Origin of the sequence: Micromonospora sp. NPDC047620, assembly GCF_043205005.1 — a bacterium.
Classification (GTDB): Bacteria; Actinomycetota; Actinomycetes; order Mycobacteriales; family Micromonosporaceae; genus Micromonospora.
The window spans coordinates 20,731-45,183 of the sequence record NZ_JBIDDG010000018.1 but is presented as its reverse complement, the minus strand read 5'-3'; the positions used below and the strand labels follow the sequence as shown (position 1 = coordinate 45,183).

20 protein-coding genes are annotated in these 24,453 nt (G+C 71.5%); 14 read left to right on the top strand and 6 right to left on the bottom strand.

What is annotated here, in order from left to right; genetic code table 11:
• Window positions 1-38 precede the first annotated feature (38 nt).
• The 5 genes from ACGF5C_RS22265 to ACGF5C_RS22245 all read left to right on the top strand — a co-directional run bounded on the left by ACGF5C_RS22265 (window position 39) and on the right by ACGF5C_RS22245 (window position 4,771).
• Window positions 39-629 (top strand): carboxymuconolactone decarboxylase family protein, encoded by a 591-nt coding sequence (locus ACGF5C_RS22265; protein ID WP_393304387.1) that lies wholly within the window; start codon window positions 39-41, stop codon window positions 627-629.
• Entirely contained in the window at window positions 626-1,504 is an 879-nt protein-coding gene (locus ACGF5C_RS22260) for an RNA polymerase sigma-70 factor (protein ID WP_393304385.1), read from the top strand. Before ACGF5C_RS22265 ends, ACGF5C_RS22260 begins: the two co-directional genes overlap by 4 nt.
• 653 nt (window positions 1,505-2,157) lie before the next feature.
• Complete coding sequence (locus ACGF5C_RS22255) at window positions 2,158-2,937, top strand: hypothetical protein (RefSeq protein ID WP_393304384.1); 780 nt, start codon at window positions 2,158-2,160, stop codon at window positions 2,935-2,937.
• Between the two features lie 498 nt (window positions 2,938-3,435).
• The gene (locus ACGF5C_RS22250) at window positions 3,436-4,071 is read left to right on the top strand and encodes a hypothetical protein (protein ID WP_393304382.1); all 636 of its coding nucleotides are present in this window, start codon (window positions 3,436-3,438) and stop codon (window positions 4,069-4,071) included.
• Window positions 4,072-4,330: 259 nt separating this feature from the next.
• On the top strand, window positions 4,331-4,771 hold the full coding sequence (locus tag ACGF5C_RS22245) for a hypothetical protein (protein WP_393304380.1): 441 nt from the start codon (window positions 4,331-4,333) through the stop codon (window positions 4,769-4,771).
• Between the two features lie 74 nt (window positions 4,772-4,845).
• Here the strand turns inward: ACGF5C_RS22245 and ACGF5C_RS22240 are convergent, their stop codons facing one another.
• Window positions 4,846-5,304, bottom strand: a complete 459-nt coding sequence (locus tag ACGF5C_RS22240) for a GNAT family N-acetyltransferase (RefSeq protein WP_393304378.1) — start codon at window positions 5,302-5,304, stop codon at window positions 4,846-4,848.
• Between the two features lie 80 nt (window positions 5,305-5,384).
• Here ACGF5C_RS22240 and ACGF5C_RS22235 point away from each other — a divergent pair, with 80 nt between their 5' ends.
• Complete coding sequence (locus ACGF5C_RS22235) at window positions 5,385-5,972, top strand: TetR/AcrR family transcriptional regulator (RefSeq protein ID WP_393304377.1); 588 nt, start codon at window positions 5,385-5,387, stop codon at window positions 5,970-5,972.
• A gap of 3 nt (window positions 5,973-5,975) precedes the next feature.
• Here ACGF5C_RS22235 and ACGF5C_RS22230 read toward each other — a convergent pair whose 3' ends face one another.
• The 5 genes from ACGF5C_RS22230 to ACGF5C_RS22210 all read right to left on the bottom strand — a co-directional run bounded on the left by ACGF5C_RS22230 (window position 5,976) and on the right by ACGF5C_RS22210 (window position 11,288).
• Window positions 5,976-7,601, bottom strand: a complete 1,626-nt coding sequence (locus ACGF5C_RS22230) for a mannitol dehydrogenase family protein (RefSeq protein ID WP_393304375.1) — start codon at window positions 7,599-7,601, stop codon at window positions 5,976-5,978.
• Window positions 7,598-8,659: a dihydrodipicolinate synthase family protein gene (locus tag ACGF5C_RS22225; protein ID WP_393304374.1), complete on the bottom strand. Its 1,062-nt coding sequence runs from the start codon at window positions 8,657-8,659 to the stop codon at window positions 7,598-7,600. The genes ACGF5C_RS22230 and ACGF5C_RS22225 overlap by 4 nt, the downstream gene beginning before the upstream one ends.
• 72 nt (window positions 8,660-8,731) lie before the next feature.
• Window positions 8,732-9,388 (bottom strand): SGNH/GDSL hydrolase family protein, encoded by a 657-nt coding sequence (locus tag ACGF5C_RS22220; protein ID WP_393304372.1) that lies wholly within the window; start codon window positions 9,386-9,388, stop codon window positions 8,732-8,734.
• Between the two features lie 15 nt (window positions 9,389-9,403).
• Window positions 9,404-10,411 (bottom strand): Gfo/Idh/MocA family protein, encoded by a 1,008-nt coding sequence (locus tag ACGF5C_RS22215; protein WP_393304371.1) that lies wholly within the window; start codon window positions 10,409-10,411, stop codon window positions 9,404-9,406.
• A 13-nt stretch (window positions 10,412-10,424) separates the two neighbouring features.
• The gene (locus ACGF5C_RS22210; RefSeq protein ID WP_393304369.1) at window positions 10,425-11,288 is read right to left on the bottom strand and encodes a Gfo/Idh/MocA family oxidoreductase; all 864 of its coding nucleotides are present in this window, start codon (window positions 11,286-11,288) and stop codon (window positions 10,425-10,427) included.
• Between the two features lie 213 nt (window positions 11,289-11,501).
• Here ACGF5C_RS22210 and ACGF5C_RS22205 point away from each other — a divergent pair, with 213 nt between their 5' ends.
• The 8 genes from ACGF5C_RS22205 (at window position 11,502) to ACGF5C_RS22170 (ending at window position 24,453) form a co-directional block, all read left to right on the top strand.
• Window positions 11,502-12,461, top strand: coding sequence for a dienelactone hydrolase family protein (locus tag ACGF5C_RS22205; RefSeq protein ID WP_393304367.1), 960 nt, complete (start codon window positions 11,502-11,504; stop codon window positions 12,459-12,461).
• A complete protein-coding gene (locus ACGF5C_RS22200) occupies window positions 12,458-13,462 on the top strand; it encodes a hydroxyacid dehydrogenase (RefSeq protein WP_393304365.1) in 1,005 nt (334 codons plus the stop codon). Before ACGF5C_RS22205 ends, ACGF5C_RS22200 begins: the two co-directional genes overlap by 4 nt.
• 227 nt (window positions 13,463-13,689) lie before the next feature.
• Complete coding sequence (locus ACGF5C_RS22195; protein ID WP_393304364.1) at window positions 13,690-14,949, top strand: ABC transporter substrate-binding protein; 1,260 nt, start codon at window positions 13,690-13,692, stop codon at window positions 14,947-14,949.
• A gap of 67 nt (window positions 14,950-15,016) precedes the next feature.
• Window positions 15,017-15,952 (top strand): carbohydrate ABC transporter permease, encoded by a 936-nt coding sequence (locus tag ACGF5C_RS22190; RefSeq protein ID WP_393304362.1) that lies wholly within the window; start codon window positions 15,017-15,019, stop codon window positions 15,950-15,952.
• Window positions 15,949-16,833, top strand: coding sequence for a carbohydrate ABC transporter permease (locus ACGF5C_RS22185; protein ID WP_393304360.1), 885 nt, complete (start codon window positions 15,949-15,951; stop codon window positions 16,831-16,833). The genes ACGF5C_RS22190 and ACGF5C_RS22185 overlap by 4 nt, the downstream gene beginning before the upstream one ends.
• Window positions 16,834-16,927: 94 nt before the next feature.
• Window positions 16,928-19,000 (top strand): hypothetical protein, encoded by a 2,073-nt coding sequence (locus ACGF5C_RS22180; protein ID WP_393304358.1) that lies wholly within the window; start codon window positions 16,928-16,930, stop codon window positions 18,998-19,000.
• 84 nt (window positions 19,001-19,084) lie between these two features.
• Entirely contained in the window at window positions 19,085-21,562 is a 2,478-nt protein-coding gene (locus ACGF5C_RS22175) for a hypothetical protein (RefSeq protein ID WP_393304356.1), read from the top strand.
• Window positions 21,559-24,453 (top strand): hypothetical protein, encoded by a 2,895-nt coding sequence (locus ACGF5C_RS22170; RefSeq protein WP_393304355.1) that lies wholly within the window; start codon window positions 21,559-21,561, stop codon window positions 24,451-24,453. Before ACGF5C_RS22175 ends, ACGF5C_RS22170 begins: the two co-directional genes overlap by 4 nt.

Below are 24,453 nucleotides of genomic sequence, written 5' to 3'. Positions count from 1 at the left end.
GGTGTCTCCTTGCCGAGACCAGCGGGCGAGGAGGAGACATGACCAGCAACACCCGGGTTCCCAAGGCTGAGGTCACCGGCGTCTACGGGGCCGTACTGAAGAGGTTCAGCAGGAAGATGTTCGGCGTGGTGCCCGATCCCCTCGGAGTGATGTGGCACAACCGGCCGGTGCTCACGTTCAGCCTCGGCCTCGGCCGGAAGGCCGCCAAGTGGAACGAGTGCGACAAGGACCTGAAGTCGTACGCCCACATGGCGGTGGCGTCCCTGATCGGCTGCACGTTCTGCCTCGACCTCGGGTACTTCCAGGCGCACAACGAGGGGCTCGACGAGGCCAAGGCCCGTGAGGTGCCGCGCTGGCGGGAGTCGGACGTCTTCACGCCGTTGGAGCGCGACGTGATGGAGTACGCCGAGGCGATGTCGCAGACGCCGCCGACCGTCACCGACGAGCTCTCCGCTCGGCTGCTGGGGCAGCTCGGGGCGCCGGCGATGGTCGAGCTCACCGCGTGGGTCGCGCTGGCGAACCAGTTCGCGCGTACGAACTTCGCGCTCGGCATCGAGGCACAGGGGTTCGCGGCGACGTGCGGCCTGGCGCCCCTGGCGAAGCCGAGCCGCGTGGCGTCGCAGGCATGACCGACGACCCGTTCGTCGCCCACCGCAGCCTGCTGTTCACGGTCGCCTACGAGATGCTCGGCTCCGCCGCCGACGCCGAGGATGTCGTGCAGGAGACCTGGCTGCGGTGGGCGGACCTCGGTGCCGCGGCCCGGGCGGACGTGCGCGACCCCCGGGCCTACCTGGTGCGGATCGTCACCCGGCAGGCGCTCAACCGGTTGCGCACGCTGGTGCGGCGGCGCGAGGAGTACGTCGGCGAGTGGCTCCCCGAGCCGCTGCTGACGAGCCCCGACGTGGCCGAGGACGTCGAGCTCGCCGAGAGCGTCTCGATCGCGATGCTGACCGTGCTGGAGACCCTGGGCCCCACCGAGCGGGCGGTGTTCGTGCTGCGCGAGGTGTTCGAGACGCCGTACGACGAGATCGCGGAGGCGGTCGGCAGGACGCCGGCGGCGGTGCGGCAGATCGCCCACCGCGCCCGGGAGCACGTGGCCGCGCGACGGCCGCGGGTGCGGGTGAGCCGGGCCGAGCAGGAGGCCGTCGTGGAGCGCTTCCTGGCGGCCGTCCGCGGTGGCGACCTGCAGGGGCTGCTGGACGTGCTCGCGCCGGACGTCGTCATGGTGGCAGACGGTGGCGGCGTGGTCGCCGCGGTTCGCCGCCCGGTCGAGGGGGCGGACCGGGTGGGGGCCCTCCTGGGCGGCTTGGTCAAGCTGCCGGGCAACCTCGAGGTGATGCCGATGTGGCTCAACGGGGCGCCGGCAGCGCGGATCGACCTCGACGGCGAGTTGGACACGGTAACGAGCATGGTGGTCGAGGACGGCCGGATCACCCGGATCTACGCCGTCCGGAACCCGCAGAAGCTCGCGCGACTCGGCGAGGAGGCGTCCCTCAGCCGCTAGCGATCAGCCGATGTCCGCACGCGCTGCCGGCGGGTCTGCCAATGGCCGCCGAGCAGGATGCGGGTGTGGTGGCCGTCGTCGCGGTGGCTGCGGCGGGTGCGCCTGTGCCTCTCTTCGTCGGCTGGGCGTGGTCGGAGGGTCGAGCCCTGTTCGGGCTCGCCGTACCGCTGGTGAGGTTCAGCAACCCTCCGGTGGATTCGCCAACGCGAACAGTCCCGCCTCGACCCGGCCCGGGGGCGTCGTCGTAGCCGGCGGGTGCCGTCCGTTCGCGTGTCGGAGCGTGCCGATGCGTTCACTGTTGGCACAATCGGCGTCGTCGGGAAGAGCAGTCCCCGGAGGTGCGTGTGGTGCGGGTTCGCGGCCGATTCGCCCGGACGATGCTGCGTGGGGCGCTGATGCTCGGTGGCGTCCTCGGAGCCTGGGGCATGGCCGAGGCGACAGCGGAAGAGCCTGCCTACGCTGCCGGAGCGCCTCGCCTGTGTACGTTGAGCGACCTGCTCGACAGCGCCGGGGCCATCGTGGACGGATCGCAGTCCTGCACTGCTTCGTCGGCCGCCGACCGTGGATCCCCGGCCATCGTCGGTGTGGGCGCCGGCCCGGCGGCGCCGGGGAAGCCGCGGTGGGCGAACTGGAGGCCGGGCGCGACGTCGCCGATGACCGGCAGGATCGCGCCGCCGGCGCACACGGAGGTGGGGATCTCCGTACGGGTGCCCAGTGGTGTGCGGCTCGCGAAGGTGCGGGCACCGGTGCGCCGGGCGGTGGACACGATCCCGTCCGACGGCGTGGACTCAGTCGCCGAGGTGGCCGAACCGGTGACGCGTCGGGTCGTGGGCGACGCCCCGCCCGTCGTGCGGGAGGTCGCCGAGGCCGGCCTGCTCGAGCCGGTCGTCACCGTCGTTCGTCCGGTGGTCGAGCCGGTCGTCGAGGCCCTGGCGCCCGCTCTGGCGCCGGTGCTCGAGCTGACCCAGCCGATCATCGGCCCACCCGCCGCGCCCCCGCCTCCATCCGGCGATCCGGCGGATGTCGTGCCTGCGCCGGCCGAAGACGTGCCGGCCGTCACGGCACCTGCCGCTGACGAGGGCCCGATGCCCGTGCCGCCGATGAATCCCGGCGTCACGCCACGCATCCCGAGCAGCGTGGCAACCACCTCACCCGCGACGACGGGGGAGTCGACGTCCGCCGGTGCGCCGGGCGCCGGCGCAGCCGAGGCGAGCCACCCGATGCGGCAGTCCTCGCCGGCCCACACTCCCGCTGTCACGCCGGCCGCGTCCGGCAGCTCGGCCGGCAACAGCTCCGCCGGCGGGTGGGCCGGCACCGCCGTCGACACCGCGCTGGGTTCGTGGACCCCGGAACCCGAGTCCCAGGGCTGGTGCGCGACCCGCTGCGAGGAACTCGCGGACCGGCCGCGCCAGCCCGATACCCGACCCGCCTGAGCCCGCCGGGTTGGGTGCGGCTCTGGCGGGGGCGGTGCCGGCGTCCTCCCGCCCGGCCCCGGACGCATCGTCGCCGTCACCACCGGAAGTCATCGGAGGCGCAACAATCCCAAGGGACGGCGTACGGGTAGCGGTTCGCCATGTCGGCAATCCGCTTCGGGCAGTGGTGGTCGCTGTCGCGATGACGAGCCGCACCGCTGGCGGTGCCGGCATCACCACGATCGCCTGGACGGTCCGCTGACGGGGCGTCGCTGTCGCCACCGGAATCGGGGGCGGGCGAACGACCAGATGCCGTGTCCGCACGACGAGGGACGTGGGCTCGCGTCCGGGCGGGAAAGCGCTGCCGTGCTTCGACCGGGCACCTCCCGTCGTACTGATCGAGCCGCCTGGACTCCCGGCACCGTTGTCGGCCGCTGCAGGCGGGCCTGATCGAACAAGTTCATTTGCCCTGCGGCTACTCCGTCTGTCGACCAGCCGTACCTGTGAAGAGGAGAAGTCATGAAGGAAACCCTGCCGCTCGGACGTGCCCGGTGGTGCGACATCGGCGAGGTCGTCCACCTCGTCGCCGATGCCCTCGCCACCAGCGCCATCGGGGCATGGCTCGTACCCGACGAGTGCCGTCGACACGACGTGCTCCGCGCCGTCACCCGGATCTGGGCCGAGCACGCGCTCCTCTTCGGCGAGGCCTACCTCCTCGACGACCGCTCCGCCGCCGCGGTCTGGTTCCACCGGTACGGCCGGATCCCACCACCGACCGGATACGGCGAACGGCTCGCCGTCGCCTGCGGCGACCACCTCGATCGTTTCCTCTGCCTCGACGGCGTCCTGGCCGCCCATCGGCCCACCGGCCCCCACAACCACCTGGCGTTCTTCGCTGCCACGCCGGACCGGCGAGGCGTCAACCGCGCCGGCGCCCTGCTCACCACGAGCCACGCCCGGATGGACCACGCCTTGCTGCCCGCCTACACCGAGGCGACCACCCTCACCGAGCGTGACCTCTACACCCGGCACGGCTATGTCGCCCACGACCCCTTCACGCTTCCCGACGGGAGCACCGCCTACCCGATGTGGCGCAGCCCAGGAACGGGCAGGACGGCGTCGCAGCTCACCCGACGCGAATCTGTCGGCCGCTGACGATCCCGCCACCGCCGTGCCTGTCTGCCTTCCGCTTGCGTACACCCGTTAGGAGGGATCATCCCGGTGTCGAAACCAGCTACGACACGATCGCCGCGAAGCGGTGCCGGTCATACTCCCCGCCGTGCCGCTGGCGGGGAGCCGGTCGTTGGCGCCCCGCAAGGCTCGGGCCGGCGTAGCTCACCGCATCGTCGCGGAGGCTGAGGTGCCGGCAGATCGGGTTTTTCCCCCGCGCCGTCTGAACGGACTCCCGATACGGGTGATCCTCGACGCCTCGGCGATCCTCGCGTTCGCCGAGGAGTCGATCGACGTGGGCGAGGTGATCGCCGAGGTGGCCGACGAGGGGTGCATGTTCGGGCTGCCGGTGGCGTGCCTTGCCGAGGCATTTCGGCTGGCCGACGCGGACCGCCTCGACATGGTCGTCAACCACCCGGCCGCCGCGGTGCTGACGGTCGACCCCCTCAACTGGCGGGCGTGCGCCATGGCTCACCTCATGTTGGGGCGCTTCGACGCCGCGAGCGCTCTGCTCGCCGCCGTCGACAACGAGTGCCACCTGCTCACCGGACAGCCTGGCCTGTACGTGGCTCTCGTCGACGGCGGGCCGATCATCCCGCTCCAGGTCGGAAGGCGGCCACCTGGTTGGCAGCGCGGCTCGCCCGACTGGAGCGAGTGCCAGGTGCCGTTTCTCGAAGGATCGTGACGCCCGACGAGGTAGCCGAAGGTGCCCGTGCAACTCCTACGAACGGCGCAGTGAACGGCTGACTGTCGCGGTGGTCACCGAAGCTCGCGGGCGTAGCAGACCGACAGCGGCTCACCCTCGTACGGGCCGAAGTTGTCGATGCGGTGGTAGCCCTCCCGCTCGTAGAAGCGCATCGCGTCCGGCTGGGCTGTGCCGGTCTCCAGCAGCAGCTTCGTCATGCCACGGCGGCGCGCCTCGTGCTCCAGTGCACGCAGGATCGCCGCCGCCACCCCCGTGCCGCGGACCGCCGGTTCGACGTACATCCGCTTGATCTCCGCCGAGTCCGGGCCCAGCAGCCGCAGCCCGCCGCATCCCACCGCCGCGCCGTGCGCGTCGCGGGCGACGAGGAACACGCCCACGTCGTGAGCGGTGGGTGGGACCCCCGGCTCGTGGTCGTCGTTGCCGTACCGGGCATCCAGTTCGGCACGTTGCGCGGCGCGTAGCCGCACGCCGTCGACGCCGTCCCATGACTCCGACTTCACCGTGACGCGCACACCCACACCCTCTCCGATCCGTAACAAGTGTTCCGGTAACAGATGCTACGCTATCGGCGGGCGACGGCGAAGGAGCGGGGATGGCCAGACGACGGGATCTTGAGGGTCACCAGGAGCGGTTGTCGACCGCCACCTGGTCCGTGCTCGCTGAACACGGGCTGGCGGGGTTGACCCTTCGTGCGGTGGCCGAGCGGGCCGGGTGCAGCACGGGGCTGGTGCTGCACACGTTCCCCGACAAGCAGGCCCTGCTCGTCCACGCCCGCACCCTGCTGCACGAGCGCACCGCGGCACGCGCCGACGCGGCCCAGGCGTCCGGCCTCGAACCCCTGGACGCGCTGCGTGCCGTGCTGATGCAGGCGGCGTCCGGCAGCGACGACAAACGCGAGGAGGCCCGGGTGTGGGTGGGCTTCCTGGCCGCCGCGCTCGCCGACCCCGAACTCGCCAGGCTGCACCAGGCCCACAACCGCGCGTTCCTGCGCCGGATCCAGCACCTCCTGGCGGCCTGCCGTCCGGACTGGAGCGAGGACCAGACCATGGGAAGCGCCAAGGCCCTGGTCTCGCTCGTGGAAGGGCTCAACGCCCTGGCGGCCGTCGACCCGGACACGTACTCCGCCGCCGCGCAGCAGGCAGCCATCGAGGCCGCACTGCACCAGATCCGTGCCGAATGACGATCACCACCGCACGGCGGCACCGGGTCCAGCCCCCGTGGCGCATCCAGGCGGCTCGATCAGCCCATGACAGGAAGTGCGGGCCGGTGTCGGCGGCGAGCTCGCCGCCCTGGTGCGGACATGCTTCCAGCGCGAGCCCTGTGCCGGAGCGGTGGTGTCGTACCGCAGGCGGGCGACGTGGTCGACCAGGGCGGCCCGCAGGCCGTCATGGTCCCGAAGGTCAGCCCCGAAGATCTCCCGGACGTCCAGGAAGGAGCCGACCAGGCGGTGCGGATCGGTGCCGCCGGCCACCACCGCGGCGCGCAGCCGGTCCGCCAACGGGTCCGCCAACGGCACCGCCCTGCCGCAGACGTCGGCGACGTATGTCATCCACGCGGCGATCGCCAGCACGGCATGGTGGGGCACCACGCCGGCGGCGAGGCGGTCCCGGACGGTGTCCAACAGCCGGACCGGCAGCTTCTGGGAACCGTCCATGGCCACCTGGGCGGTGCGGTGCCGCAGCGCCGGGTTGGCGAAGCGGGTGAGGACCTCGCGTCGGTACCGGTCCAGGTCCAGTCCCCGCGGGACGCGCAGCGTGGGAGCGACGTCCTCGGCCATCAGCGCGTCGGCGGCCGCGGCGAGGTCGTCGTCGGCGAGCGCCTGCGCGATCGTCTCGTGTCCGCGCAGCGCGCCCAGGTAGGCGAGCAGGGAATGGGTGCCGTTGAGCATGCGCAGCTTGACGGCCTCCCAGGCGGCGACGTCATCGGTGAGCACCGCTCCGGCCAGTTCCCAGGCCGGTCGGTCGGCCGCGAAGTCGTCCTCGATCACCCACTGCCGGAAGGGCTCGGCGACCACGAGGCCCTCGTCGCGCAGGCCCAGGATCGCCGCGGCCTCGGCGCGGTCCTCGGGGGTGGTGGCCGGGACGATCCGGTCGACCACGCAGGACGGAAAACGTGCCGCCCCGGCGATCCAGTCGGCGAGCACGTCGCCCTCGGCCGACGGCAGCGCGGTCAGGAAGTCGTGCACCAGGTGGCGCAGGACCTTGCCGTTGCCGACCAGGTTGTCGCAGGACAGGATCGTGACCGGACCCGCGTCGAGTGCCCGCCGTCGGCGCAGCCCGCGGACGAGTTGGCCGACGGCGGTGCGGGGCGGGCGGCCCCGCAGGTCGGCGACGACCTCCGGATCCGTCAGGTCCAACCGGCCGTCGCCGCCTCGCCGGTAGCCCTTCTCGGTGATCGTGAGGGTGATCAGCCGGACGGCGGGATCGGCGAGCCGGTCGACGACCGCCGCCGGATCATGCGGCCCGGCGAGGATCTCCCGGACGCTGCCGACCACCCGCAGGGGCGCGGCTGCCGGCCCGCGCTCCAGCACCGAGTAGAGGCCGTCCTGCGCCGTCAACTGGTCGCGTACGACCGCGGAGCGTTGCGTGACCGCGGTGATTCCCCAGTCGTCGCGGCCGGCGGCGGCCGCGGCCAGTTCGGTGAAGGCCGCCTGGTGTGCCCGGTGGAAGGCGCCGATGCCGAGGTGCACCATGCCGACCCGCACCGCGCGCGGATCCACCGCCGGCCCGACCCAGCCACTGTGACCCCGCGGCGCAGCGGCGAGGCCGCCCAGCGACAGCCGTGGCCCCGACTCTGCCGTGGCGCTCACGACAGCCAGCGGTCGAGGTGCTCGGCGACGAAGTCGTCGTCGCGCAGCTGCGGGTACGCCCGCCACACCCGGTCGATCTCCGCCAGTTGACCCGGGCTGAGCGATTCGCGCTCGTCCAGGCACCACAGCCCGGCGAGCAGCCCCTGCCGGCGCAGCACCTCGTGGATGCCGGAGATGCAGCCGTGGAACCTGCCGGCGACGTCGAAGATGGCGGCGTTGGCGTCGGTGAGGGCGAGTTCGGTGGCGAACGCCTCGCGCAGCGCGCCCGGGTCGCCGGCCTTCGCCAGCCGGGCGGTCCGGTGCAGGTGCACCGCGCGCTGCGTCCACACCGACCACTGACCGAGCAGCCCACCGACGAACTCGAGTTCCCGGGAGCCGTCGACGGGGTAGCGCGACAGCAGGTCGCCGACGATGTGGTCGTCGTTGCCGGTGTAGAGGGCGACTTCGGTGCTGCGCCCCGACGCGGCCACGCCGAGGATGACGTCGAGCGACGCGTACCGGTCGAACGGGGCGACCTTGATGCCGATGACCGACGGCAGGTCCGCCAGGCTGGTCCAGAACGACCGGGACAGAATCCGGCCGCCGACGGCCGGTTGCAGGTAGAACCCGATCACCGGCAGCACCTCGCCCACCGCCGCCGCCCGCTGGACCAGCTCGTCCTCGGTGAGGTCGCCGGCGCCGTACGGGGCGAGCAGGATCGCGTGGTAGCCGAGTTCGGCGGCCAGCTCCGCCTCGGCGACGGCGTGCCCGGTCGGCCCGCAGGCGCCGGCGACGAGGACGGTGTCGCGGGTCTTGTACTCGGCGGCGGTGGTGACGGCGAGTTCGAGGACGGGCCGGAGCAGGCCGTGGCGGGGCTCGTGGATGGCGAACTGGGTGGTGTGCACGGCGACGGCGACGCCGCCGGCGCCGGCCTCCAGGTAGTAGCGGGTGAGGGCGCGTTGGCGGCGCTCGTCGAGTTTGAGGTGGGCGTCCAGCGCCAGGGGGTGCGCGGGAATCACCGTGCCGGCGCGGAACAGTGTCAGCGGGTCGGTCGTCCTGGCCTGCACCGTCGTGGTCATCGGCATCTTCCGTTCCGCGTCTGGAATCGAGTGGGGTCTGCCCGGCACGCTGCTCCTGCCTTCGTCCGTGGGTCAGGGAATCGTGAGGCGGCCGGAGCGGCTCGTGGGATCCCAGGCCCCGAAGGCGCCGAGCAGGGTGCGGGCCATGGCCCGGTGACCGTGCTGGCCGGGGTGGCACCCCATGGCGTACCAGTGCTCGGGCGCCGGGCGGTCGGGGTCGGTCCACACGGCGTAGTGGTCGACCAGGGGCGCCGCGGTGTCGGCGGCGACGGCCCGGATCGCGTCGACGTAGCGGGGGAGGTGCTCGACGACGTGCTCGGGAGCCGTCGGCAGGGTGTCGTTCGGTGTCTGGACCACGACCAGGCTGCCCGCCCCGGCGCGGAGCCGCTCGACGACCGACCGGTAGGTGGACGAGAACTTCGCCAGGCCGGCCTCACCGTGCTTCGTGTCGTTGAGTCCGATGCCCACCACCACGACGTCCGGTCGGAAGCGCAGGGCGAGCCGCTCGAGACGCTCGTCGAGGTCGGTGACGGTGTAGCCGCTCACGGCGGTGTTGACGAACGCGTCCGCGGTCCGACCCAGCTCGCGCAGGCGTTCGGTGAACAACTCGGGGTACGACCGGGCGCCGTAGGTGTGCCAGGTCCCAGCAGTCACGCTGTCGCCGATGAACGTCCAGGTCAGCGGCGTCTGCCGGGCGACGACGGCGGTCAGTGCGGGGTGTTGGTCCACGTTTCGCTCCTCCTGTCAGTGGATGCGTACCGGTTTCCCGGCCCGACCCGACTGGTAGACCGCCTCGATGAAGGCCACGGCCGCCCGCGCCTGCGCGGCGGTGACCAGAGGCGGGCCACCGGTGCGGGCCGCGGTGATGAAATCGGTGAGCTGGGCCAGCTGCTGGTCGGTCGGTACGCCGTCCGGCCCGGGTGGTTGTCCGCCGTGCTTCGAGGTGTAGTGGGTGAGCTGTTCCGCCTCCACCACCACCGAGCCGCCGTCGCCGAAGACCGTGTAGCGGATCGGGACGCTGTCGTACGCGGCGGTGGTCGCCAGGAAGGTCAGCAGCGCGCCGCTGCGCAGCCGGGCGGTGATGGCGACGGTGTCCTCGACCTCGATGCGTTCGTGGGCGAGCAGGTCGGTGTACGCGAACACCTCGTCGACCTCGCCCAGCAGCCACAGCGCCAGGTCCACCAGGTGCACGCCCTGGTTCATCAGGGCGCCGCCGCCGTCGAGGGCCCAGGTGCCACGCCAGTCGCCGGCGTCGTAGTACTCCTGGCTGCGCCAGAGCGCGACCTCGAAGGTGGCGGACGTGATCCGCCCCAGGTGACCGTCGCGGACGGCGCGGAACACGAACTGGTTCGCCTCGGCGAACCGGCGTTGGCTCACGACGCTCAGGGTCCGGCCCGACCGCTTCTCCGCGTCGAGGATCTGATCCGCGGCCTCGACCGTCACGTCGATCGGCTTCTCCAGCAGCACGTGCTTGCCGGCTTCGAGCGCGGCGACGGTGACGGCCGCGTGCAGGCCGCTCGGGATCGCCACGACCACGGCGTCGACGTCCGGGCGGGCGAGTAGTTCCGGCACCGACCGGGTGGCGTCGACTCCGAACTCGGCCGCGACGGCGTCGGCGTGTCCGGTGCGCTCGTCGGCGACCGCGACCAGCGTCGCGTCGGCGGCGCCGCTGATCAGGCGCTGCACGTGGGCCCTGCCGATGACGCCGACCCCGATGACGCCGACGCGGAGCGGACTGTGGGGTGGGGGCATGTTCCGTCCTTTCCTAGGACCGGCCGGTCAGCGCGTCGGTGATCGCCGCCATGACCACGATCGGGGAGAGCAGGGTGCGTGGATCGACCGGTGATCGCCCTTGGTCGCAGGCGTCGACGAACCGGGCGAGCGCGGGGGCGTTGTAGTCGGGGCCGATCGTCGGCGACCCGGTCAGTACGCCGCGCGTCCCGGTGGCCACCACCTGGAACGGCACGCGGTCGTCGGCGGGCGTGACGAAGGTGAAGGTCACCACGACGTCGCCGATCCGGGTGAGGGCCACCGTGGTGTCGCCTTCGCGGACCACGTCGACCGATGTCGACTCCGGCTCGACGTGCGGGTCGCCGAGCAGTTGCAGGGCCAGTTCGACCTGATGGATGCCGTAGAAGAACAGGCCCGCCCACTCGCTGTCGGGATCGGCCGGGCCGATGACGGCGAGCTGGCGCAGCCGACCGATCCGTTCCTGTGGGTCGGTGAGCCGGGCGATCTCGGGGACGAACCGCAGGGCCGAGCAGGACACCAGCGGCGCGTGGCCGCGCGCGGCGGCCGCGAGGATCGCCTGGGCGTCGTCGACCGATGCGGCCAGGGGCTTGTCGACCAGCACCGGCAGCCCGGCGTCCAGCAGTGGCTCGGCCTGTTTCCGGTGGTGGCGTCCGTCGCGGCTGCTGACGATCGCCGCGTCTACCCGTCCGATCAGGTCGCTCGGCTCGTCGACGACGAGGTCGATGCCGCCGGCCTCGGACAACGCCGCGTTGCGGTCGGTCGGGCCACCGGTCAGGGCCACCACCCGGTTGCCGGGATGCCGCTGCTCTGTGTTCAGGAAGCGGATGAAGTGGTCGACGTGCGAGTTTTCGGTGCCGATGATTCCGATCCGTCTCACGCGACTGCCCTCTTCGAAGTCGACGGCCAACTGCCCCCAGCCTCGCCTGCAATCGGTTGCACGTCAAGAGCCTCCCCGGTTGTCGGACTGTCCTGCCTGGAATGGACCTGCTGCACGTTAGCCGTGTCCGATGGGCATGCCGTGCGCGGGACCGTGGGACTTCCCGCGAGCAATCGATTGCAGTCGAGCTGGGCGTGGCCTTACCCTGGCCCGGTGACCCCGGATGGTGCCGCTGACGAGCATCGCGAGCCGGAGCAGGGCCGGAACTGGTGGCTGCGGTGGCTGGGTGCGGTCCGCGATCCGGACGGGTCGTGGGAGATCGGCTCGGCGCGGCGGACCGCTGACGGGACGGTGCGCCGTCCCGTCGACCTGACCTCGTACGGAACGACGATGCGGGCGGAGCTGGTCCGGCCGGCGGGTGAGGATGTCCGCCCGGCCGTGGTCGTGCCGTTCTACGAGGTGGCCACCCTGTTCGGTGAACCGTGCGCCCGCACCGCCGGCCGCAGTGCCGCCCAACGGGGATCCCAGGCCTACGCCCGGCACCTCGTCGCGCGCGGCTTCGCGGTCCTCGCCGTGCCGTGGTGGTTCGAGTACGTGCTCGATCCGGCGACGGAAACGGCCTCGCTGAGCGAACGGTACCGACCGAGCGCCACGTCGCACGCGGACTCGTTGGCGATCACCGGTCTGGGCCGCAGCCTGGCCGACCTGTTCCTCGCGGTGGACGCCCTCGCCAGCGTGCCGTGGGTCGCGCCCCGGCGGATCGGCGCCTTCGGCCACTCGCTCGGCGGGAAGCTGGCGCTGCACCTGACCGCGCTGGACACGCGGATCGCCGCGGGAGTCGCGCACGAACCGGGCCTGGGCCTGGCGTACTCGAACTGGGCCGACCCCTGGTACCTCGCCGGCGCGGTGCCGCCCGGCCGCGACCACGACGACCTGCTCGCCCTGGTCGCGCCCCGACCGTTCCTACTCGCCGGCGGCGGCGCCTCGGACGGCTGGCACAACCACCGTCTGGTCGAGCGGGCCGCCCGACGGTGGCCCGGACCGCCCGGCCTGGAGACCCTCTACCACAACAGCGGACACGCCCACCCCGACCACGTCCTGCACGCCTGCTACGCGTGGCTGCGCGGGCGCCTGGCCGCTGCCGACACGCCCGAGGAGACCTACCCGCCATGACCAAGCCGACCGTCTGCGTCGTCGTCGCCCCCGACGAGTACGACCTGCTCTTCGCGCCGGAATCCCAGCAGCGCCTCCGCGACCACGCGGTCGTCGAGTTCGGCGACGGCGACCGGCGGACGGTGCTGCCGTCGGCCGCCGCCGACCGGTTCGACGTCGTCGTCACGTCGTGGAGCACGACGCCGTTCGACCCGGCTCGACTGCGTGGCGAGCGGCTGCGACTCGCCCTGCACTCGGCCGGTTCGATCCGCCGGCTGTTCCCGGCCGCGGCCCTCCGGTCCGGGCTGCGGGTCTGCCAGGCCGGCGCGGCGGCCATGGCGCCCGCCGTCGCCGAGATGGCACTGACCCTGACCCTGGCCCTGCTGCGGAACCTGCACCGGCACGACCGTGCCCTGTGGACGGGACGTGACTGGGCGGCGGCCCGGCAGCCGGAGCTGGGCCGGGCGCTGGCGGCGCGCAACGTCGGGATCGTCGGTTTCGGTCGCACCGGGCGGGAGTACGCGCGGATGGTGCGGGCGTTGGGGGCGTCGGCGCTGCGCGCGTACGACCCGTACGCCGACCCGACGGTGGCCGCGCGGCATGGGGTGGAGCTGGTCGGGTTGGCGGAGCTGTTCCGGTGCAGCGACGTCGTCGCCGTGCACGCGCCGTCCACCCCGGAGACCCGGCACCTGGTCGGCCGGGGCGAACTCGCCGCGCTGCCGGACGGCGCGATCGTGGTCAACACGGCCCGCTCCTGGGTCGTCGACGAGGAGGCCCTGCTCGCGGAGCTGGTGCCGGGCCGGCTCTCGGCCGGGTTGGACGTGTTCGACACCGAGCCGCTGCCGGCGACGAGTGCGTTCCTGGGGCTGCCGAACGTCGTCGTCACGCCGCACGTCGCGGGCGGCACGGTCGAGGCGCGACGGGCGCAGGGTCGGATCGTGGTCGACGAGCTGCGCCGGTTCCTCGTCGGCGAACCGCTCGAACACGAGGTGAGCGTGGAGTCCTACGACCTGCTGGCGTGACCGGGCCGGTGGGTGCGTCGCGGTGAGGGGCGGGTGTGGACCCCGGCGGGGCGGTCGACCGCTCGTCGGTCATCGACCGGCCACCCTGCGCTGACGACCCGCTCGCCGGGAAGAGTTCGGCCTATCGATGCCCTTGACCGGTGACCGTGCCGACGCTAGGTTCTCTGCAACCGATTGCACGATGAGAAACAGGCGGGGGCAGGCTGTTTCAGAAAAGAGGGGGCGGCATGAGCGGTATTTCCAGACTCCGATTGGGCGCCACGGTGCTGACGGTGACGCTGGCCGTCGCCGGCTGCAACGGCGGGGACAGCGCGATGCCGACGGACCCGGGTGCCGTCGAGGGTTCGGTGACCTTCTGGACCTACCCCATCGGGGACAGCGGCAAGGACAGCTACTGGGATCCGGTGGTCGAGCAGTTCAAGCAGAAGTACCCGAAGGTCGATGTCGACGTCGTGGTGCAGCCGTTCACCAACCGCGAGGAAACCCTCGTCACGGCGATCGCCGGCAAGCAGGGCCCGGACGTCGTCTACTTCAACCCCGACTTCATCCCCAAGTTCGCCGTCGAGGGCGTGCTGGAGCCCGTCGAGGACGTCATCGCCGACGACCGGGACGACTTCACGCCGGCGGCGCTCGACGCGATGTCGTGGGACGGGAAGCTCTACGGTGTGCCGCTGCTGATGCAGGCGCTGATCGGCGTGTGCAACAAGCAGGTGCTCGCCGCGTCCGGGGTGCAGAAGTGCCCCGAGACCTGGGCGGACATCGAGCAGATGGCGCCGAAGGTGAAGGCGGCCGGGTACGTCCCGACCGACTACGTGGCCGCGCAGACCCTCACCCTCAACCACAGCTTCTACCCCTACCTCTGGCAGGCCGGCGGTGAGGTCCTGACCGCCGACGGCAAGAAGGCGGCGTTCAACAGTCCCGAGGGGCTGCGGGCACTGGAGTTCGTCAAGAAGCTGGTCGACAACGGGTGGACCTCGCAGCAGAGCCTGACCACGGCCGAGACGCTGGAGCAGAGCGCGCTGGGGCAGGGCAAGCAGGCCTACTCGCCCAACAACACGACCGCCAGCCTGGCGAAGCTGTTCAAGCCGGAGGAGTTGGTGGTCAGCCAGCCGCTCACCGACAAGGTGCAGGTCGCCGCCGGCTCGGTGGGTGGCCTGTCGGTGCTGGCCGGCAGCGACGCCAAGGCCGCGTCGAAGGCGTGGATCGACTTCCTGACCAGCCCGGAGCACATGCGGTCCTTCGACCAGAAGAACGGCTACTACGCGCCGAGGAAGTCCGTCACGGGGCTGTACTCGGACAACCCGGGAATGGCCGAGGGCGAGAAGCACCTGGACGTCATCCGGTCGGGCGTCATCCACCCGAAGGCGCGGGAGATCATGAACCTGATCAAGCCGCACCTGCAGGCCGTGCTGCTCGGCAAGACCGCACCCAAGGATGCGCTCGCCGCAGCGGAGAAGGACGTCAACGCGCTCCTCGAGCGCCGCTGATTCACATTCGACGGTCGCAGGCGTGGCCGCATCCGGCACGCCTGCGACCACCGGCGAAGGAGGTGTGGTGAGCGAGCAGGCCGTAGGGACAGTCCAGCCAGTGCCGCAGTCGGGGGCACGACGCGCGAGAAGGCCCTGGTGGCGCTCGCGGGCCGCCTTCGCCGGCTACCTGTTCATCCTGCCGTACGTCCTCTTCTTCCTGGTGTTCCGGATCATCCCCGCGGTCATGGGCATGTTCCTCAGCCTGGGCGACTACGGGATCGCCGGCACCTTCACCTTCGTGGGGACGGAGAACTTCACCCGGCTGTTCGGCGATTCGCTGTTCTGGAACTCGCTGAAGGTCACGGCCTACTACACCCTGCTCACCATCCCGCTCAGCATGGGTGTGTCCCTGGCGATGGCGACGCTGTGCGACCGGACCCTGCGCGGCATGAGCATCTACCGCTCCATCTTCTTCCTCCCGGTCGTCACCAGCACGGTCATGTCCGGAATCATCTGGGTGTGGATCTTCGAGGTCGACGGTCCGCTTAACTGGCTGCTCAACCTCGTCGGCATCCCGGACGTGGGCTGGTTGCAGAGCGAGGCCATGGTCATTCCCGCGCTGGCGATCGTGAGCGCGTGGAAGGGCTTCGGCTACAACATGCTCATCCTGCTCGCCGGAATGCTCGCCATCCCCAACGAGTACTACGAGGCCGCCCACGTCGACGGGGCCGGGTGGCGGCGCCGCTACTGGCACGTCACGCTGCCGCTGCTGAAGCCGGCCCTCTTCTTCGTCACGGTCCTGGAGATCATCGGATCCTTCCAGGTGTTCGACACCATCTACGTGATGACCGGTGGCGGCCCGGTACGCGCCAGCTACTCGCTGACGTACATGATCTACGACCAGGGCTTCGGCTACTTCGACTTCGGGTACGCGAGCGCCGCCGGCGTCGTCCTGCTGGTCATCACCCTCATCACCTCGCTGATCCAGCACCGCCTGATGAACAAGGGGAAGTCGGCATGAGCACCACGGTCGCCCAGGCCCCCGCCCCGCCGACGGCCAGCACACCGCAGACGCCCGTACGGCGGCCCAACCGGCGGCGGCGCCGGGCCCTGTGGATGCACGTGCCGCTGGCGCTCTGCGCGGTGGTGACGTTCTTCCCCTTCTGGGCGATGCTCGTGCTGTCCCTGCAACCGAAGCAGGGCGTGGAGCTGCCAGGCTCGTTGCTGCCGGACAGCATCTCGTTCGACGCGTACGCCGACGCCCTCGGCAGCAACCAGGTGTACGAGTGGGCCGTCAACTCGGCGGTCTACTCGCTGGCGTCGGTGGTCCTCGTCCTGCTCTTCGCCTCGATGGCGGGCTACGCGTTCGCCAAGAAGCGGTTCCTGGGCAGGGAGTTCGTCTTCTGGCTGTTCGTCGCGATGCTCATGGTGCCGGGGCACCTGACGCTCATCCCGCTGTTCATCATGGTGTCGGAGATGGGTGGCCTCGACACGATGTGGGGGATGGTCGTGCCCACCATCGCCAACGCCCAGGCCATGTTCCTGATGCGGCAGTTCATCCAGGAGATTCCGGACGAGCTGCTCGAGGCGGCCCGCATCGACGGGGCGAGCGAGTTCCGGGTCTACTGGTCGATCATCCTGCCGCAGACCAAGCCGATCATGGCCACGCTCGGCACCTTCGTCTTCCTGTGGCACTGGAACGACTTCCTCTGGCCCCTGGTGTCCCAGCGCAGTCCCGGCAACTACGTGCTGACGGTGGGTCTGAACAGCCTTCAGGAGCAGGACACCGAACTGGCCACCACGATGGCCGCCTCCGTCATCACCTTCGTTCCCACCGTCGTGGTCTTCGTCCTCCTGCAGCGGTTCTTCGTCCGCGGCGTGATGATGAGCGGCCTCAAGTAGCGGCGTCACGCACTCAGCGGCATGCCCTTCCACCTGTCTATGCCATCGATTGCAGCACCGTGAGGCGCAATCCGGACGAACAGAAGAGGTGCCCATGCGATCGCTCCTGCCCAGCGGACTCCGGCGAGGGTCCGTCGTCCTCGCCGCCTGTCTCCCGCTTCTCCTGCTGACGACCACCGCCGCCCCGGCGGCAGCCCCCGCTGTCGTCGCGACCGCCGGCCAGGTCACGGACCTGGGGCCGGCGCTCTACACCGTGAACGTCCGCAACGCCGAGTTCGGCACACTGCCCGACGGCACACCGGTGGCCTACGCGATCTCCAACGGCACCCCGGCCAGCTTCACCGTCGTCGACGCCCGCAACGGCAGGCGGATCACGGCCCTCCCGCTCGACGGCTACACCGTCGGCGGATGGGTGGAGGTGGCACCCGACGGCACCGTCTACTTCTCCGTACGCGCCCCCACGCCGGCGGCCGTGTTCCGCTTCCACCCCGACACCATGCGGCTGGAGCACCTCGGCGGGATCGCCGGGGAGACCGCCCTCTACTCGGCCACCTTCGACGCGAACGGCGTCCTGTACTTCGGCACCTACCCGCACGCGAAGCTCGTGTCGTTCGACCCGGCGACCGGCCGGTTCCGCGACTACGGCAGCCTCACCACCGACGCCGCCTACGTCTTCTCGGTCGGGATCGTGGCAGGCAAGGTCTGGGCCGGCACCGGACCGGTGCCCCACCTCTACCAGGTCGACCCGCGATCCGGTCAGACCACCGAGATGTCGGTGCCCGCGCCCCTGCTCGAGAACACCGACTGGTTCATCGGCATCGAGCCCCGCGACGACCTGGTCTTCGTGCGGCTCTCCCCGCGAGGCACGTACGACATTGCGGTGTACGACCTGAAGCGCGAGCGGTGGCTCGACCAGGTCATCGGCAACACCTTCGGCGCGGAACCCACCGCCCAGGGGCGCGACGGCACCTTCTACCTGATGGCCGGCGGAACCCTCACCGGCTACCAGGTGCCCGCCCGGCGCCCCGTCTCGACCGGATTCGAGGACAGCACCCTGCCCGCCCAGCTGGCCGACGCCGTGGGCACGTACGGGATGAGCGTCATGGACCTGCGTGAACCGCTCTTCCCCGGCGAGACCGTGGTGGGCATCGACACCGACGGCCGCCTCTGGCACTACAACCTCGCCACCAGACGGTCCCGGATCGTCCCCGCCGACGTGCTGGGCTCACCCGCCGGGGCGCACAGCATGGGCGTCGGCCCCGACGGCACCGTGTACATGGGCGCCTACCTCAGCAGCGGCGTGATGAGCCGGATCGACCAGGAGTCGCAGCAGGTCGAGCAGATCCGCGGGCCCAAGCAGGCCGACGCGATCGTCAGCCACAACGGGACGATCGCGGTGAGCTCCTACCCGGGCGCCGTCGTGCACACCGGCGACCCGGCGCAGCCCTGGGCCTGGGGCACCAATCCGCGCAAGGTGCTGGAGCTCGGCCGGGGCGAGCCGCACTTCCAGGACCGGATCTTCGCCATGACATCGGCGGGGGAGCGGCTCGCGGTCGGCAGCGTCCCGGACTACGGGCAACTCGGCGGCGCGCTGACCCTCGTCGACCCCGCCACCGGTGCCGTCGAGGTCCACCGCGACGTCGTCGACGACCAGAGCGTCGTCTCGCTCGCGTACCGGGACGGGGTCGTCTACGGCGGCACGTCGATCCACGGCGGGCTGTCCAGCGAGCCGACGCAGGACCAGGCGCGGCTGTTCGCCTGGGACGTGGCCGCCGGCCGGCTCGCGTGGAGCGCGGTGGTCGTGCCGGGCGCGACCGTCATCCACGAACTCGAGTTCGGCCCCGACGGCCTGCTGTGGGGAATGGCCGACGACGGCACCGTCTTCGCGTACGACCCGGGTCAACGGAAGGTGGTCCGGTCGGTCGCGACCGGCCTGCGCAACACCAACACCTGGGGCCGGGCCACGTCGCTGTACCACCGCCCGGCCGACGGGTTCTTCTACGGCAACGCCGGTGGCCGGCTCTTCCGGTTCGACCCCGGGACGCCGGCGATCGAGGTGCTCGTCGAGACCGGCGTACGGGAGTCGGCGATGGACGGGCAGGGCCGGATCTACTTCGCCGACGCCACCCACGTCTACCGCTTCGATCCCGCGACGACACACCAGTAGCGCCCACCCGGCCCGCTCGCCCCGGCGAGCGGGCCGGCCCGTTTTGCCCACCGTCCCGTCCCGCGTCGACCGAAAGGTGCCACCATGCCAGGTTCATGCAGACCCGGCCCACGCATCCGCCGCAGGGCCCTGCTCGCCCTGCTCCTGGGCGCGGCGTTACTCGCCGCGTCCGCCGGGCCCGCCCACGCGTCGCCCGCCTCCGAGACGAGCGGCGCCGCCGCCGTGCAGCACGACCCGATGGCCGAGTTCGTGGACCTCGGCTCGATGTACACGGCCAACGTGCGGCTCGCGGCGATGGACGTGCGCCCCGACGGCACACCCGTCGTCTACGGCTTCAGCGACGGCACCCCGGTGAGCTTCAACGCCATCGACGCCCGCACCGGCGAGCTGCTCCACACCACGACGTTCCCCGGCTACACCGTCGCCAGTTCCATCGTGGTGGACGACTCCGGGCTGGTCTACTTCAGCGTCCGGGCGCCCAACGACGGCACCCTGTGGCGGTACGACCCCGCGACCGACCAGGTCACCAAGATCGCTACGGGGGTGGTCGGTGAGGGGATGCTGCGGACGCTGCTGATCAGGGACGGCATCCTCTACGGCACCACCTACCCGGACGCCAAGGTCTACTCCTACGACCCCGCCACCGGGGCGTTCCGCGACTACGGCGGTATGACGGCCGACGGGGACTACGCCTGGGGCTTCGACGAGGTCGACGGCAAACTCTGGGTCGGCACGGGCGCGGTCCCGCACCTGTTCAGCCTCGACCCGACGACCGGCGGGAAGACCGAGATCCCGCTGCCGGAGCCGGTGGCGACGAGGGCCAGCTTCGTCAACCGGGTGACCCGGCACGGCGACCTGGTGTTCGTGCAGTACTCACCGACCCTGGACGGTCGCAACCACCTCGTCTACGACCTGTCCGCCGGGCAGTGGTGCTGCACCGACACGGTCGGGCAGCCGATCGCCTTCGGACACATGACCCGTGGTGCGGTGGACGGCCGCTTCTTCTACGCCTCCGGCGACAAGGTCCAGGGCTACGACACCGCCACCCGGCAGACGGCCTCCATCGGGTGGGAGGACAGCCCCCTCGCCGCGGCGCTCGGCACCACCCGTGCCTTCGAGCCGATGCAGCTCGGCACCCCGCAGTTCCCGGGCACGACCCTGGTGGGCATGCGCGGCGACGGCACGATCTGGCGGTACAACCTGGAGAACCGCACCGGTGACATCCTGCCGAACGTCATCCGGAGCTCCCCGGCGACGGTCCACTCCGTCGGCGCCGGCCCCGACGGAAACGTGTACTTCGGTGCCTACCTCAGCGCTGGCGTCATGGCCCGCGTCAACCGGGGGACGGGCCAGCTCGAGCAGCTGTCGGGGCCGAAGCAGGCCGACAGCATCACCACCCACGGCAACCGGATCGTGGTGGGCAGCTACCCGGGCGCGGAGTACTACGCGGGCGAGGTCGGCGGTGACGCCGCCTGGGACTGGGGCAGCAACCCCCGGCACCTGTTCTCGCTCGGCCGCGCCGAGCTCGGGCAGGACCGGCCGGTGACCCTCGTGTCGGCGGGGAACGTGGTGGTCGGCGGCACCGTCCCCGACTACGGGGAACTCGGCGGCGGTCTCGTGGTCTTCGACCCGGCCAGCGGGGCGTACCAGTTCCACCGCGACGTCGTACCGGACCAGAGCGTGACCGCGCTGACCGCCGTCGGTGGGCTCGTCGTCGGCGGCACCTCGATCCACGGTGGGCTGTCGAGCACCCCCACCCAGGACCGGGCCGAACTGTTCGTCTGGGACGTCGAGGCCGGTGAGAAGGTCTGGAGTGCGCCCGTGGTGGGCGGCGGCGCCGTGGTCCAGGCGCTCACCGTCGGCCCGAACGGCATGGTGTGGGGCCTGGTCGGGGACGGCACCGTCTTCGAGTTCGACCCGCGTACCCGCACCGTCCCCCGGTCCTTCGACGCCGGATTCGCCGACGGCAACCTGTGGGGCTTCCGCACCGAGCTGTTCTACCGCGCCGCGGACGCCCGCTTCTACGGCAACGCCGGCGGGAAGCTGTTCTGGTTCGACCCGCAGACGCTGGAACACGGGCTGGTCCTGGACCAGGACGTCCGCATCGCCGGCATGGACCGCGACGAGACGATCTACGTCGCGAACAACACCAACGTGTTCCGGTGGGAGCCCGCCGACGACCCGCGCGACTGCGACGCGACGGTCACCGGTACGCACGACGGCCCCCTCCGGGTCACCGTGGGCAAGACCTGCGTCACCGGCGCGGTGGTCGACGGCCCGATCCAGGTCGGCGCCGGAGCGAGTGTCCGGATCGAGGACTCCCGCGTGCACGGTGGCGTGACCACGGACCAGGCCCGGGTGGTGAGCATCGCCCGGTCTCGCGTCGACGGGGCGGTGTCGATCACGCGTACCAGCGGACGTGTGCTGCTGTCCGGCAACACCATCGACGGCGCGCTCGCCTGCGCGGAGAACGGCTGGACGCCGACCGACGACGGCGTTCGCAACGCGGTGACCGGGCAGGTGTCAGGGCAGTGTGTCGGACTGGAGGGAGAATCGTCGTGAGCGACAACCGACGGAGCCGGGCCTGGGCCCGGTGGATGCTGAGCGTGGTGGTGCTGGCGCCCGTCGCGCTCGTGGCGCCACCCGCGAGCGCCGGTACGACCGGCGTGACCGCGGACACCAGCGGGAACCTGCTGGCGAACGCGAGCTTCGAGGAGGTGGGTCCGGACGGCCTGCCCGCGAGCTGGTCCCCGCTGTGGCCCGGCTCCGAGAAGTACTACTCCCTCGACGACACCGACGCCAGCGACGGTGGCCGTAGCCTGCGGGTGCGCGACGCGAGCACGACCGCCGGCGCCGGCCTGCGACCCGTGCGCGTGCCGGTGACCGGGGGCGTGAACTACACGTTCTCGATGGACCTCAAGCTGACCAGCGGCGTCCTGCAACCGACGGTCTACTTCTACGACTCCGCCGGCGCCAGGATCGCCCAGCCGTACCAGGTGCTGCGCCCCGCACCCGGGGCCTGGGACCGCCAGGCGGCGACGTTCCCGGCGCCGGCCGACGCGGTCAGCGCGGAGCCGGTCATCTACTCCAGTTCGGTCGGCACCGCCGACGGCCTCGTCGACTCGGTCGCGTTCGCCGCCACCGGCCCCGCTCCGCAGCCGCCGGCCGGTGTCGAGCAGGATCTGGGCGAGCCGATCGCCGGCATCACCAACGCCGGGGCGGGCTACACCACCGACTCGGCCGGACGGGACATCGGGGTGGTCATCGGCGGTGGCAGTCCCTCGACGTTCAGCGCGGTGGACATCGTGACCGGTGCGCGGTTGATGAGCCGGACCATGCCGAACGTGATCATGTCCTGGTCGTTCGTCACGACCGCCGATCGCGACATCTACATCGGCACGCAGACCAAGGGGGAGGTGTGGCGGTTCGACCCGGACGACCTCACCCTCGAACTCGTCGCCACCGCGCCGTTCGGTCAGACGCACCTGTGGTCGGCGACCCTCGACGACCGCGGCCGGCCGGTGTGGGGCACCTATCCGGACGGCAAGGTGATCGCCTACGACCCCGCCACGGGGCAGTGGCAGGACTACGGGGTCCAGGTCGAGGGCAACATCTACGTGCGCAGCATCGACTCCGACGGCCGGTACGTCTACGCCGGCGGCGGCGCGCTGCGGGCCAGCCTCACCCGCCTCGACACGCACACCGGCGAGGTCCACGAGATCCCACTGCCAGCCGGGCACGACGCCGACACCTTCCTCTACGACGTGACCGTCTCCGGCGGGCTCCTCTTCGCCCGGCCGACGCCCTCGACCGACCTGCTCGTCTACTCGCTGGCCGAGCAGGCGTGGGTGGACGTCGTACCCCAGGTCGTGGGTCTGGCGGTGTCTCCCGAGGTGAGCACCGAGGACAGTGGCGTGCGCCGGCGCGAGGCGCTGATCGTGCCGATCGAGGGCGCGGTGATCGCCTACGACCTCGACACCCGGCAGCAGCGCCGGATCTCCATGAACCTCCAGGGATCCGCGGCCCGTGGCTGGGCCCTGATGGAGCTGGGCACCGACGGGTTCCCCGGCACGTCCGTGGTGACCGCGACCAGCAAGTCGATCTTCCACGCCTGGAATCCCGCCACCGGGCGGACGGCCGCGGTGCGCGCCGACGCGGAGCTGACGCCGTTCCTGATCCGGTCGATGGCGACCGGCCCGCGCGGCGACGTCTACGTCGGCGGGTACGGATCCCCGCCGGGGATCGCCCGGGTGGACGTGGACAGCGGCGCGACCGAGCCGCTCAACGGTGTCGGACAGACCGAGGGGCTCGTCGCCCACGGCGACCATCTCGTCTTCGGCACCTACCCCGGTGCGCGGATCTACGCCTACGACACCACCCGGCCGTGGGATCCGGCGACGAACCCGGTGACGGACCGCGACCGGGTCGTCTCGCTGGGCAGTCACCAGGATCGACCACTCGGCTGGGCCAGCGCCGGTGACGTCGTGGCCATCGGCTCGATGCCGGACTACGGGCAGCTCGGCGGAGCGCTGTCCCTGTTCAACCCGTCGACCGGCGACCTGCGGGTGTTCCGCGACGTCGTCAAGGACCAGACCCCGCTCGCCCTGGCCTACCGGGACGGCCTCGTCTACGGCGGCACCGGCATCTGGGGCGGCATCGGCATCGAACCGACCACCAGCGAGGGCAAGCTGTTCGTCTTCGACCCGGCGACCGGGAAGGTGGTGTTCGAGACCGTGCCCGTCCCGGGGGAGGAGAACGTCTCGGCCCTCACCTTCGACGACGACGGCAACCTGTGGGGCTTCACCGCGAACGCGCTGTTCAAGTTCGACCCGGACACCCGCAGAGTCGTGTTCCGCAAGACCTACTTCGGGGTGGACGACAGCAAGATCTACGCCACCGGCCGGGAGCTCTTCTGGCACCACGGCAAGCTCGTCGGCACCTCGACCGGCCGGCTCTTCGAGATCGACCCGGCGACGTTGCAGATGACGATCCTGCAGACCGGGATGCAGAACCTGGCCATCGACCGCAACGGCTCCTACTACTACAACCGAGGCAGCACCCTGTACCGGTGGGTGCCGGAGCCGGTGGCGCCCGCCTGCGACCGGACGATCACCGGAACGCACCACGGCGACCTCGCGGTCGAGGCCGGGACGACCTGTGTCCGGAATGCCGACGTCCGCGGCGGCATCGTCGTACGCCCCGGCGCGGGCGTACTCGTGGAGGACTCACAGGTGCAGGGCGGGGTGGAAACCGACCACGGGCGCGCCGTGTGGCTCCGCCGGTCCCAGGTCCACGGCGCGGTGAGCGTGGCCGGCACCGGCGGCTGGGTGGTGCTGTCGGGCAACCGGATCTCGGGATCACTGACCTGCACCGGGAACGACAGCGAACCGACCGACCGGGGCGCGCCCAACAGCGTCACCGGCGACAGCCTGGGGCAGTGCGCCGGCATGTGA